Below are 13,247 nucleotides of genomic sequence, written 5' to 3'. Positions count from 1 at the left end.
CTCTAGATAATTCTCAAATACTGTTCATAATCGGCGGTGCTGATCTGACGGTGGAATTCCTCCTCCTCCGACCGGCGCACCTGCAGGTACAAATCTACGAAGTCATCGCCCAGATAGCGGCGCATGATCTTGCTTTTCTCCAGCACATCCAGCGCAATGCGCCAGCGTGGCGGCAGAACCCCGTCAAAATCTACCAGATCAAACTCGCCAAGAGGCTCTCCTGGGTCGGTTTCGTCCCGAAGTCCGTGGAAAGCACCCGCAAGGATTGCTGCCACCACCAGATGCGGGCACACATCTGCGCCGCAAACACGGTGTTCAAACCGGCGATTTGCTTCATCGGAAAGCGGCAGTCGCACGCTCAGGCGGCGGTTGTTTTCACCCCAGTTTGGCACCACCGGCGCAAACCAGTCTGGGTCGAATCTGCGGTAGCTATTGGCGTTTGGCGCAAAGAAAGCAGTTGCCTGCGGCATGGTGCGAAGAAGCCCCCCCACCGCATGCTTCAACAGTTCCTCACCATCTTCGCCCGCGAAGATATTGTTACCGTCCTCGTCCAGCACGCTTACATGCGCATGAAGGCCGTTACCAACTTCGTCAAAAATCGGCTTGGCCATGAAGCTTGCCAACAGACCGTGCTTCAGCGCCACCGCCTTAACAGCTCGCTTCAAAAGAAGCGCATCATCACAGGCCTTCTCTACATTTGACGTGTGCTGCAGGTTCACCTCGAACTGGCCATTGCCGTATTCGCAAACCAAACCAATGACATCCAGACCCTGGGCACGGCAATCATTCTCGATTTCCTGCATCAGGCCTTCGAAGTCATAATAGACGTCCATATTGTAGCAATTGGCGCCGCTTGCGGCCGCCATACCGTTCGGCGGCGACACTGGCACCGGCGGAATGGAACCCCGATCGAACAGGAAGAACTCATATTCAAGCGCAATAACCGGGCGAAGGCCCTTTTCGGCATAGCGCGCCAGCACCCGCTGCAGAACGGCACGCGGGTCCATAAAGAAAGGCGTACCGTCACTGTTCTGCATGGTGACCTGGATTTGAGCGGTCGGACGCGAAGCCCAGGGAACGCGTTTCAGCGTACCCGGCACCGGCATACAGATGCGGTCAGGGTCACTGCCGTATTCATCAAGCGTATATTCCGCATTCGAGCCGTTCGTAGTCAGGAACGTGGTGGTGATTGGAAACGGAACACCATTTTTTGCCAGTTTCTTGAGACCGGAGGCAGGCATCTGCTTGCCGCGGAAGATACCATTGATATCTGCAATCAGCACTTCCACTACTTCAATATCCGGATTGTCCTTCATGAAGGACTTTATTTCCTCACTAACTGGCATACTTACACTACTCACATTAAATTCCCGCCATGCAGAGATACTTCACTTCAACATAATCCTCGATCCCGTAGCGCGAACCTTCGCGCCCCAGGCCGGACTGTTTAACGCCGCCAAACGGCGCCACTTCTGTTGACAGGATGCCAGTATTGATACCGACCATGCCGTACTCAAGCGCCTCAGCCACCCGCCATACCCGCGACAGGTCGCGAGCATAGAAATAGGAGGCAAGGCCAAATTCCGTGTCATTGGCCTGGGCCACGACATCGGCTTCGTCATCAAATTTGAACACAGGCGCTACAGGGCCAAATGTTTCCTCGCGCGCGACTTTCATCTCGCGCGTGACGTCCCGCAGGATAGTCGGCTCAAAGAAGCTGCCGCCGAGCGCATGGCGTGAACCACCCGTCACCAGCGCAGCCCCTTTGCCGAGTGCATCCGAAATATGTTCTTCGACCTTTTCAATGGCCGCCTCGTTAATAAGCGGCCCTTGCACCACACCTTCTTCGGTGCCGTCGCCAACCTTCATGGCCGTGACTTTTTCAGCCAGCTTTTCAACAAATTCGTCATAGACACCGGCCTGCACATACAGGCGGTTGGCACACACGCAGGTCTGGCCGGAATTGCGGTATTTGGACGCCATGGCGCCCTCAACAGCGGCATCAATGTCCGCATCATCAAACACAATGAACGGTGCGTTGCCGCCAAGCTCCAGCGACACCTTCTTGATATCGTCCGCACACTGGCGCATCAGCACCCGACCAACTTCGGTGGAGCCAGTGAAGGTCAGCTTGCGCACCGTCTCGTTGGCACACATCTCACCACCAATATCGCGGGATTTCTTGCCCACAATGATATTCAACAAACCTTTTGGCAGGCCTGCGCGTTCTGCAAGCTCAGCGAGCGCAAGTGCAGACAGCGGCGTCTCCGCCGCAGGCTTCACCACAACCGGGCAGCCAACAGCTAGCGCCGGCGCAACTTTACGAGTAATCATCGCATTCGGGAAATTCCAGGGCGTAATAGCCGCCACAACGCCAATTGGCTGCTTCAGCACAATGATGCGCTTGTCGGCCTGGTGCTGCGGAATCACATCGCCGTATACGCGCTTGCCCTCTTCTGCAAACCATTCAATGAAACTGGCGCCGTAAGCGATTTCGCCACGCGCTTCCGCGAGTGACTTACCCATTTCGGCCGTCAGGATCTGCGCCAGGTCTTCCTGCGCATCCATAATGAGCTGATACCATTTTTTCAGAATACGGGAGCGCTCTGCAGCCACTCGGCCACGCCAATCTGCAAAGGCAGCCTCAGCAGCCTCGATTGCCGCGCGCGTCTCAACCGCTCCCATATTGGGAAGCGTTGCAATCACTTCACCCGTCGCCGGGTTTTTCACGTCGAATGTTTCACCACACTGCGCGTCCACCCAGGAACCGTCAATATAGCCCTTATCCTTCAATAAGGAATGATCACTCAGTTTCATTTCAAAATCCCACTTTTCTATACCCAGAGGAAGCGCCGCTGCCCGGCAACCTGAACGAATTACTCGGAACATTTTGTCCACGGTACCAGCAGCGGCAACTCTCTAGGCACGAGACAATGTGATCACAAAATGAGATTAGTGTCAACACGGCTGGGCCATTTTTACTCAATCAGCCACATTGAATCATGGCCATATCGGCTAAAAACCCCTTTATCCTGCTGTTTAAACGGGATTTTAAAAGTTCACTTGACCCATTTTCAAAAATGTGATCACTTTATTCGCAAGTTATCGGCCTAAGGGCCCAGTCACCCCTCTATGCTAACAGGTGTATTTGTGCAGCAACATACTGAACATACCGGCTCGTATTATGCCGCGACCGCTAATGATACGAAGAACCGCCCCGCCCTTGAAGGCGACATCGAAGCGGATGTCTGCATCGTTGGCGGCGGCTTTACAGGCATGGTTACAGGCCTGACGCTCGCTGAACTCGGTTATGACGTTGTGATTCTTGAGGGCGCCAAGGTTGGCTGGGGTGCCTCGGGCCGAAACGGCGGACAGATCATCAACGGCTTCAGCCGTGAAATCGAATATATTGAAAACACCGTTGGCCCAGAAGGCGCGACAGCACTTGCATCCCTGGCGCTTGAAGGCGGCAACGTGATCCGCGAGCTTGTCAGCCGTTACGGTATCAAGTGTGACCTTAAATACGGTTCCGTGCTTGCTGCATGTTCCACAAAGCAGTTGCGCGGCATGACCGAAGTGAGGGACATGTGGGCGTCACGCGGCAGGAACGGCATTGAAATTCTGAACAGCCACGCGATCCGCGATCATGTGGGTACCGATAAATATGTCGGTGGCTGGATTGATCACAAGGGCGGCCATATCCACCCCCTTAATCTGGTACAGGGCGAAGCCAAGGCTGCTGAAGGCTTGGGCACCCGCATCTTTGAACAAACACGCGTAACAGAAGTGGACCACCAGTCCGCTACTCCTGTTGTGCACACGGAAAGCGGCTCGGTCACCAGCCGATATGTCGTGCTTGCAGGTAATGCTTATCTCGGAAAAACCGTGAAACAGCTCTACCCCAAAATCCTGCCTGCCAGCACGCAAATCATTGTGACCGAGCCGCTTTCCGATAAAATGGCAAATGACATTCTGCCGACTGATATGTGCGTCGAGGATGCCAACTATGTGTTGGATTATTTTCGCCTGACAGCCGACAAGCGCCTGTTGTTTGGTGGCGGCACAGTTTATGGCGGCGAAGATGTCGCCGACGTTGAAAAAGCATTGCGCCCGAACATGGAACGCCTGTTCCCGGCGACAAAGGATTTGAAGGTGGACTTTGGCTGGCAGGGCAATATCGCACTAACTTGGTCGCGCCTGCCGCATGTTGGCCGGCTTGGCAGCGGGACGTATTTCGCCCATGGTTACAGTGGTCACGGCGTCACCAGCTCCCATATGATGGGACGTCTTGTCGCCCATGCACTGCACGGCGATGCGACACATTTCGATGTGTTTGCAAGCATGCCCGCAAGAAGCTTCCCCGGAGGACAGCTTCTTAGTGTACCGTTAAGCACCCTTGGCTGCTGGTGGTATTCGATGCGGGACAAACTCGGTATATAGAAAAGGCTTAGGTGGGAAGTGGGGAATTTATCAATGACCGCAGAGCGACGGATATTGGGGTTGAAGCCAGAAACGCTGTTTCAGGTGTTCAAATATACCATCTACACGCTCATTTTTATCAATCTCGTTTATTTCATGCGCGAAGAGTATATCGCCGCTGCCGTTCGCTTCCCTGATGGGGTTGGTATTGGCATCCTGGTCGATGCCTTCTCCCAGTCCACGGACAGTTTCGCCTGGCTGGTACTGCTGCTGACCTTCGAGCTTGAGACCTATATCATCCCCGATGAAAAGCTGAAGGGCCCTGTAAAATGGGGCCTCAATTTAGTCGCCGGCGTCTGTTATGTGCTGATTACACAGGCCCTTCTTGGGTACATAAACCATATGAATGAGGTCATGAACTTCATGCCATATGCAGCTGGAACCGCCTGTCAGGCGGTTGGCACTGTATCGTCGCTGGCGCTTGATCTTTATGAGTTTGTCGAACTGACAGCGCAAAACTGCGGCAGCATCGATTCATCCACACTCTTTTTCCACGCCGACTATAACGCGCTGACAGATAAAGAAAACCTCCTGTACCTTGAAGAACTGGCCGTTACTGACGTGATAAACGCGTCAACCTGGCTTTTGATTGTGCTTGTGCTTTGGGTGGATATCTTCCTGCAGCTTCGCGGCGAACTGACGGAAAAGCTCTATAAATGGAACGGTATCCTGAAGGCTGTTCTTTATCTGACGCTGATTGCCTGCTGTACCTATTGGGCATTCCTTGGTGATTTCATGGGCTTTTGGGACGCCTTCCTTTGGATCCTGGCCTTCTTCTTCATCGAGCTGAACCTCTTCAAATGGCATGAAGCCCATCCTGCAGATGAAGATGAAGAAGCGCATAATAAAGGAGAAGCAGCATGAAGCCGGTTGTTGCCATCGTTTGCGATACCAGCCAGCAAGGCCCGCATGTCTACCACCAGGTGGGGGACAAATACATCCAGGCCCTGGTGCGCTGCGCTGACGTCACCCCTGTGCTGATCCCGGCACTTGAAGACCCGATCGCTGCGGCAGACATCTTTGCCATCGCGGACGGTATTCTGTTCACCGGAGGCTACAGCAATATCCAGCGCCACCATTATGGTGAATCAGCAGCGCCTGACGGCGAACATGAAGACCCACGGCGCGACAAGAACACGCTTGCCCTTGTTGGCGAGGTGCTGAAGGCTGGTGTGCCCATGCTGGGCATCTGCCGCGGTTTGCAGGAACTGAATGTGGCGTTGGGTGGCACGCTTTACCCGCGCGTCCACGAGATTGAAGGCCGCATGGATCACCGGGAAGACAAGAACGCCCCAGTGGAAGTCCAGTATGGCCACGCGCACTCTGTCTCAACCACCGAAGGTGGCCTGCTGGCCCGTGTTACCGGCGAAAGCCAATTCATGGTCAACACAGTGCACGGCCAGGCAATCCGCGACCTGGCACCTGGCCTGAGCGTCGAAGCCCTGGCCGATGACGAAACAATCGAAGCCGTCTCCGTTGACGGCGCAAAAGCTTTTGCCCTGGCAGTCCAGTGGCACCCGGAATGGAAGGCCTGGGAAGATGCGCCTTCCACCAAAATCTTTAACGCGTTCGGCAATGCCGTTCGCGAGCATAAGACCAACAGAACCTTATAGAGAAGGACACGGCCCAGTAATGGGCCCTGCATAGGTGATCTATGTATGATGCAAAGCGCATCGAAGAGCTGGACAACTGGCTCAAAGCCGAAAATATCGACGATATCGAATGTATGGTGGCAGATAACGCGGGTATTGCCCGCGGTAAATCCATGCCGCGCGTCAAATTCATCGAGGGCCTCAAGTCCCGTGGTTTGAAGCTGCCAGAAACTGTGTTCGGCATGACCATCACAGGCGACTATGCCTTGAATGATCATTTGTCTGAGACCGAGCGGGATGTGATCCTGATGCCGGACCTGGACACACTGTGCATGACACCGTGGCAACCTGAACCCACTGCCGCCGTTATCTGCGATGCAGAGCTTGAAAACGGCGACCCTTGCGTGTTCTCGCCGCGCCAATTGCTGAAGCGCGTCCTCAAGCTTTATGAGGACGAAGGCTGGCAGCCAATCGTCGCTCCAGAGTTCGAGTTTTACTTGATCGATCGCCAGGAAGACGTTGAATCACTTCCGATTTCTCCGGTTGGCGCTTCAGGGCGTCGCGATGTGGGCTCCGCCCCATATTCGATCGACAGCCTGGATGAATATGCGGCCTATTTCGATGACGTGTATGACGCTTGTGAAGCTCAGCGCATTGATGTGGACGAACTGATCCACGAGGCTGGGCCAGCCCAGTTCGAGTTCAACGTGACCCATGGGCCTGCCCTTCAGGTTGCTGACCAGTCGTTCCTGTTCAAGCGCATCCTCAGGGCCATCGCCATCCGTCACAACATGTTCTGCACTTTCATGGCAAGCCCCTACCCTGACAGCTATGGCAGCGCCATGCATATCCACCAATCTGTGGTAGACATCAAGACAGGCAAGAACATCTTCGCCAATGAAGATGGCAGCCATTCCGACCTGTTCCTGAGCCACATTGCTGGCCTGCAGAAATACCTGCATGAAACCATGCCGCTGTTCGCACCATTCGTGAATAGTTATCGCCGTTTCTCCATGGCCTGGTCGGCACCAACGAACACGCACTGGAGCCGTGAGAACCGCTCAGTGGGTCTTCGTGTGCCGGGTGGCCCGAAGGAAGGTCGCCGCGTCGAAAACCGCATCGCCGGTTCTGACGCCAACCCTTATTTCGCCATCGCGACATCGCTGGCCTGTGGTTATCTGGGCATGAAAGAAGGCCTGGAGCCATCGGCGGAATTCAAAGGCTCTGCCTATGAAGCGCGCGGCAAGGCCCTGCCAAGGCACTTCCTTGAAGGCATGAAAAACATGCGCCGGAGCAAGGCCATCCGCGACATCTTCGGCGAAGGTTTTGTGGAAACCTATCTCGACGCCAAGGAAATGGAATACGACAGCTATTCATCGGTTCTGAGCCCTTGGGAAACGAAATACCTCCTACTGACGGTGTAAGTTATGACTGAATTAAGCAATCGTACCAAGTTCTGGCAAAGCCAGGACGCGGAACACCACCTGCATCCCTTCACCGCCCACCCGGGCCTGCGTGAACGCGGTGTGCGCATGATCACAGGTGCCAAGGGCGTGTATCTGGAAGACAGCGAAGGCCAGAAAATCCTGGACGGCATGGCTGGCCTTTGGTGCGCCCAGATCGGTTACGGTAATGAAGAAATGGTTCAGGCTGCAGCAGAAGCCATGCGCGGTCTGAGCTACTATAACCTCTTCTTCATGACGTCGAACCCATACGCGACCGAGCTTGCGGCCAAGATCGCCGAAAAGACGCCGGGCCATATCAATCAGGTTCTGTTCGCCTGCTCCGGCTCCGAAGCGGTTGATAGCGCATACAAGCTGGTGAAATACTATTGGAACCTGAAGGGCCAACCAAACCGGAAGCAGTTCATTGCACGTGAGCGGGCCTACCATGGCTCCACCACTGTTGCGGCATCGCTTTCAGGCCTGACGGGCATGCACCCGCAGTTCGACCTGCCGATCGAGGGCATCCACCATGTGGGCCCGACACCGCACCACTATAAGTTCGGCGGCGATCTGAGCGAAGAAGAGTTCTGCGACCAGTGCGTCCAAGCCGTTGAGGACAAAATCCTTGAGATTGGCCCTGAAAATGTGGCCGCCTTCGTTGGCGAACCAGTAATGGGCGCAGGCGGCATGATGCCGCCACCGGAAGGCTACTGGCCGCGCATTGAAGCCCTGTGCCGCAAGTATGGCATCCTCCTGTGGTGCGACGAAGTCATCACCGGCTGGGGCCGCACAGGCGAATGGTTCGGCTCCACTTACTATGGCATCCAGCCAGACATCATCACCATGGCCAAGGGCCTTTCTTCCGGCTATCAGCCGATTTCAGCTGTGGCGATGGGCGGCGACATTGCCCATGAAATCGCCAAAAGCGATGAAGAAATGGTGCATGGTTTCACCTACTCCGGCCATCCTGTGGCCTGTGCCGTGGCGCTCAAGAACATCGAGATCATGGAACGCGAGGGCCTTGTTGGCACAGACGAAGCCAAAGCCCGCATCGCATATTTCCGTGAAAAGCTGGAGACACTGTCTGACCATCCGCTTGTCGGCCAGATACGTACTGTGGGCCTCTTGGGCGGCATAGAACTGGTGAAAAACAAGGAAACCAAGGAACTGTTCCCTGATGAACTGGATGTTGGTTTCAAGTGCCGTGAACACTGTTTCAATAACGGCCTTGTCATGCGCCATGTGGGCAATTCGATGATCCTGTGCCCACCTTTGATCATCACCAATGATGAGATTGATGAATTGGTTGAAAAGGCGCGCCTTGCGCTGGACCTGACAGCCAAAGAAATCGGCGTAATGTAAGGAGTTTTACCATGACAGATAAAACACTCGGATACTGGCAGGCGAAAGCCAAGGACGCCAGGATCCACACCCAGGCCTATATCGACGGCAAGCGCGTAGACGCGGCCTCAGGCGAGACGTTCGAGACCATCAACCCTGCAACAGGCAAGGTCCTGGCCAATGTCGCTTCATGCGATATGGCAGACGTGGACATGGCTGTAGCCGCTGCCCGCAAGGCATTCAAAAGTGGCATTTGGGCGGATCTGCACCCCACAGAGCGCGGCAAAGTAATGATCCGCTGGGCGGACCTGATTGAAAAGCATGCGGATGAACTGGCGGTTCTTGAAACACTGGATATGGGCAAGCCCATCTCTGACGCGACGAGCATCGACATTCCGGCCTCTGCCAATTCGATCCGCTGGTACGGCGAAGCCGCCAACAAGGTTCTGGATGAAATCGCCCCAACCGATCCTGGCGCCCTTGCCATGATCACGCGGGAGCCAATCGGGGTCGTCGCGGCCGTGGTGCCTTGGAACTTCCCGCTTCTGATGGCCTGCTGGAAACTGGGCCCAGCGCTCGCGACCGGTAACTCAGTAGTACTGAAGCCAGCCGAACAGTCCCCCCTGACAGCGCTTCGGATCGCAGACCTTGCTGAAGAGGCTGGCATCCCGGCTGGCGTCTTCAACGTGGTGCCAGGCCTTGGCCACACCGCAGGCAAGGCGCTTGGCCTTCATATGGATGTGGACGGGTTGGCCTTCACCGGCTCGACCCAGGTTGGCAAATATTTCATGGAATATTCCGGCCAGTCGAACCTTAAGCGTATTGCGCTTGAGTGCGGTGGCAAAAGCCCGCACATAATCATGGACGATTGCCCTGATCTGGACGCTGCGGCACAAGCCGCTGCAGGCGCGATCTTCTTCAACCAGGGCGAGGTCTGCACTGCAGGCTCCCGCTTGCTCGTTGACAGGAAGATCAAGGACGAGTTCATGGCCAAGGTGCTTGAAGCCGCCAAAGGCTGGGTGCCGGGCGATCCGCTTGACCCCAAGACCAACCTGGGCGCCATCGTGGACGACAGCCAGTACAGTCGTGTCCTCAGCTATATCGAGACCGCAGGCAAGGATGGCGGCAAGCTCGCGACCGGTGGCGCGGCTGCCCGTACTGAGACCGGCGGCTACTTCATTCAGCCAACCATCTTTGACGGCGTGACGCCAGAAATGACCATCGCCAAGGAAGAGATTTTTGGCCCGGTTCTGGCTGTGATCGAGTTCGACGGCGAAGAAGAAGCCATCGAGATCGCCAACAACACCATCTATGGCCTCGCTGCCGCCGTGTGGAGCAAGGATATCAGCCGCGCTCACCGCATGGCTCGCGCCCTACAGGCCGGCACCATCTGGGTGAACTGCTGGGATCCGACCGGGGACCTGTCAATCCCGTTCGGCGGCTATAAACAAAGTGGTTTCGGGCGCGATAAATCGTTGCATGCGCTTGATAAATACACCAACCTGAAAACAACCTGGGTGCAGCTATAAGCAAACCATAGTGGGCGTAGCCAACAGGCTGCGCCCTACTTTTTTGGAGAGACGATTAAATGGAAACAGCGGCAGACCTGAGCCATCACGGCATACTCACGCTGATCCCCACACTTGTGGTTCTTGTTCTGGCAGTTACCATCAAGCGTCCGATTGAAGCGCTGATCATTGGGGCTGTCGTTGGCATCATCATGCTGAACGGTGGCGATTTCGTCACTGTCACCGCCGAAACAACCATGCGCGTACTTGCAGACGATGACCTGATCTGGGTTATCCTGGTATGCGGGGCCATGGGCAGTCTGATTGGTCTCTTCATCCGAACCGGTGCACTAGCTGCCTTTGTCGACATCGTCACCAAACGGGTCACCAGCCGTTTCACGGCCATCATGGCAACCTGGGCGCTGGGTGTGGCGCTGTTTGTCGATGACTATCTCAATTCCATTACCGCAGGCGCCGCCATGCGCAAGATCACGGACAAATACCGCGTCAGCCGCGAGATGCTGGCCTATGTGATCGACAGTACAGCCGCCCCGGTAAGCGTGCTCATCCCCCTTTCCACGTGGGGAGTGTTCTTCTCTGCTCTCCTGGTTGATACAGGGTTGGCAGCCGAAGGCGAAGGCATCTGGACCTATATTTCAGGCATTCCTTACATGCTTTATGCATGGATTGCGCTTCTGATCGTGCCGCTGGTGGCTGCGGGCAAGTTCCCGCTGATCGGCCCCATGAAAAAGGCTGAATACCGGGCGCAGGAGTTTGGTCAGTGCGTGCCGCCAGGCGCGGAACATATTCAGGCATCAAACGAATCCATTGTGGAAAAGGAAGGCGTAATCCGAAATGTGTGGCTATTCATCATGCCGCTCGCCGGGCTTGTGGGCTTCACCATCTATTATGATATGGAATTCCTGCCCGCCACCTATGCCACACTGGCGCTTCTGACGCTGGCGATAATCGGGCTCCGCATTCTGGATCACCACGACACCTTCAACACCATCATCGACGGCTTCAAAACGATGATCGAGGCACTGGCGATCATTTTCGCGGCTTATATGCTGAAGGATATCAACGACCAGCTTGGCCTCACTGACTATATCCTTGAGCTGACAACGCCCTTCATGACGGCATCAACCCTGCCGTTCATTGTGTTTGGCGTGATGGGGCTGATTGCCTTCGCGACCGGGTCCAGCTGGGGCATGTTTGTGATCGCGCTGCCGGTTATCGCCGAACTGACTCTGGCGACAGGCGCCCATGTGCCGCTCGTGATCGGGGCAACGCTTTCTGCCAGCACTTTCGGCAGCCACGCCTGCCTCTATGCGGACGCAACGGTCCTGACAGCCCAAAGCTGTGGCACCACGCCCATCCAGCACGCCCTGTCGCAATTGCCGTTTGCAGTGGTCGGTGCGCTATTATCCTTGATTGGCTTTGCCATTCTTGCGTAAGAAGGAGCCTATGAGCAAAGACGACTTCAATTTCGACTGGCTGGACCGCGTAGATAACGAAACAGCGCAGGAATGGGTTTATCGCGCGCTTCGGTTCGCTGTGATGTCCGGCCAGGTGCAGCCTGGCCGTGCCCTGACCATCCGCGGCATCGCCCAGATGCTAGATGTATCAGCCATGCCGGTTCGCGAAGCCCTAAGGCGGCTCACGAGCGAAGGCGCGCTGGAATTGAAGTCAAATCGCCGCATCACCGTGCCTGACCTGACGCCAGCCAAGCTGGCGGAATTGCTGGAGCTTCGGATCATGCTTGAAGTGCATGCGGCCGAGCGTGCGCTCCCATATGTGACAGACGAGCGGCTTGAGCTTCTCAAGGAGCTCAATGAAGAGCAGAACCAGGCGTTCGAAGGCCCGGACCCACAAGGCATCATCCTTGGCAACCAGGCCTTCCACCGGGCGCTATATCTCGCGCACCCGCACCCCGTGACCATGCCGATGATCGAGCGTGTCTGGCTGCAACTTGGGCCCCTTCACCGGCTGGCGCTCGCCAACCTTGAAAAACATTATGTGACCGACCGTCATGTCGAAATCATGAAGGCGATCGAAACCCGCAACCCGTTTGGCCTGAAGGCCGCGATTGAGGCGGATATCCGCGACGGTGCAGGCTATATGACCCAAACGGAACTTCTGGAACGCTATACCCGCGACGAGGCCGAAAACCTTGCCATGCCCGGTAAGGCATACATGCGCCAGCTTGCCAAAACCGTTTAGTCAGTCAGCTGACGCGTTCCCTGGTGGAACAGCACCTTCCAGACACCCTCTTCCATGCGCCAGATACTGCTTCTGAGCGACGCGGGTTTCTGTTTGCCCGCCACCCAGCGCGGCGGGATGCGGTAAGTCGCAAGTGCTGTGTCTGGCCCAAGCCTTGTCACTTCTAGTTCTTCAACAAAATAGCTATCCCCATCTGGCTCATCCGCCAGAAGGCCAAGGATCGTTTTCTTGTCGAAAACGCGCCCGGATGCGCCGAACTCACGAAAATCGTCAGACAAAAGCGAAGCCATCGCATACCGTGACGCCCGCACCTCCGGGTCTGCCAGCGCTTCTTCAAGAAGCTGCAATTGTCGTTTCAATTTGTCATCTGACATAAAAACCTCACTTCACGGGAGCGGCGAAATAAGTATCTGGAGATCAAAAGCCCCTGTAAAGGCGCAGGAAGGCCACAAGGGCGCCATTTCCACAGAACACTGTCGGGCTGCAATAGTCATCAAGATACGCACCCTGCCCCCTTTAAAACCGACCTCTGCCTGCCGAACCGAGCCTGAAGGCACAGAACCCGCGCCAAAATACAAAAAAGCAGCGGTGTTATGTGTCAAGCGCGGCTGCATAGTGATCCCTCATTTTTGCGTTTGCGCGAATGAGGATTTTTCTAG

11 protein-coding genes are annotated in these 13,247 nt (G+C 55.7%); 8 read left to right on the top strand and 3 right to left on the bottom strand.

Annotation, left to right across the window (positions count from 1 at the left end; all coding sequences use genetic code 11):
• Positions 1–2: 2 nt before the first annotated feature.
• Entirely contained in the window at positions 3–1,361 is a 1,359-nt protein-coding gene (locus tag ACFO5Q_RS17380) for a glutamine synthetase family protein (RefSeq protein WP_156431884.1), read from the bottom strand.
• A 1-nt stretch (position 1,362) separates the two neighbouring features.
• On the bottom strand, positions 1,363–2,817 hold the full coding sequence (locus tag ACFO5Q_RS17375) for an NAD-dependent succinate-semialdehyde dehydrogenase (protein ID WP_068144793.1): 1,455 nt from the start codon (positions 2,815–2,817) through the stop codon (positions 1,363–1,365).
• Between the two features lie 333 nt (positions 2,818–3,150).
• On the opposite strand from ACFO5Q_RS17375, the gene ACFO5Q_RS17370 reads away from it, so the two are divergent.
• The 8 genes from ACFO5Q_RS17370 to ACFO5Q_RS17335 are packed head-to-tail and all read left to right on the top strand — an operon-like array spanning position 3,151 to position 12,588.
• The gene (locus ACFO5Q_RS17370) at positions 3,151–4,440 is read left to right on the top strand and encodes an NAD(P)/FAD-dependent oxidoreductase (RefSeq protein WP_231727127.1); all 1,290 of its coding nucleotides are present in this window, start codon (positions 3,151–3,153) and stop codon (positions 4,438–4,440) included.
• Between the two features lie 33 nt (positions 4,441–4,473).
• Positions 4,474–5,343, top strand: a complete 870-nt coding sequence (locus ACFO5Q_RS17365; protein WP_068144788.1) for a hypothetical protein — start codon at positions 4,474–4,476, stop codon at positions 5,341–5,343.
• On the top strand, positions 5,340–6,092 hold the full coding sequence (locus tag ACFO5Q_RS17360) for a gamma-glutamyl-gamma-aminobutyrate hydrolase family protein (protein WP_068144785.1): 753 nt from the start codon (positions 5,340–5,342) through the stop codon (positions 6,090–6,092). Before ACFO5Q_RS17365 ends, ACFO5Q_RS17360 begins: the two co-directional genes overlap by 4 nt.
• Before the next feature lie 41 nt (positions 6,093–6,133).
• On the top strand, positions 6,134–7,495 hold the full coding sequence (locus ACFO5Q_RS17355) for a glutamine synthetase family protein (protein ID WP_068144783.1): 1,362 nt from the start codon (positions 6,134–6,136) through the stop codon (positions 7,493–7,495).
• A gap of 3 nt (positions 7,496–7,498) precedes the next feature.
• Entirely contained in the window at positions 7,499–8,878 is a 1,380-nt protein-coding gene (locus tag ACFO5Q_RS17350) for an aminotransferase (RefSeq protein WP_068144779.1), read from the top strand.
• 11 nt (positions 8,879–8,889) lie between these two features.
• A complete protein-coding gene (locus ACFO5Q_RS17345) occupies positions 8,890–10,386 on the top strand; it encodes an aldehyde dehydrogenase (protein WP_068144777.1) in 1,497 nt (498 codons plus the stop codon).
• Positions 10,387–10,445: 59 nt separating this feature from the next.
• Positions 10,446–11,822 carry a Na+/H+ antiporter NhaC family protein gene (locus ACFO5Q_RS17340; protein WP_068144774.1) on the top strand — a complete coding sequence of 459 codons (1,377 nt, stop codon included), beginning with the start codon at positions 10,446–10,448 and terminating at the stop codon, positions 11,820–11,822.
• A gap of 10 nt (positions 11,823–11,832) precedes the next feature.
• Positions 11,833–12,588 carry a GntR family transcriptional regulator gene (locus tag ACFO5Q_RS17335; protein ID WP_068144771.1) on the top strand — a complete coding sequence of 252 codons (756 nt, stop codon included), beginning with the start codon at positions 11,833–11,835 and terminating at the stop codon, positions 12,586–12,588.
• On the opposite strand, the gene ACFO5Q_RS17330 is transcribed toward ACFO5Q_RS17335, so the two are convergent.
• Positions 12,585–12,962 (bottom strand): nuclear transport factor 2 family protein, encoded by a 378-nt coding sequence (locus ACFO5Q_RS17330; RefSeq protein WP_068144768.1) that lies wholly within the window; start codon positions 12,960–12,962, stop codon positions 12,585–12,587. The genes ACFO5Q_RS17335 and ACFO5Q_RS17330 overlap by 4 nt on opposite strands.
• Positions 12,963–13,247: the final 285 nt, after the last annotated feature.

This window comes from Kordiimonas lipolytica (assembly GCF_042651265.1).
Lineage (GTDB): Bacteria > Pseudomonadota > Alphaproteobacteria > Sphingomonadales > Kordiimonadaceae > Kordiimonas > Kordiimonas lipolytica.
Note: the sequence above shows the minus strand (reverse complement) of the source record. Positions and strands in the feature narration are given on the sequence as shown.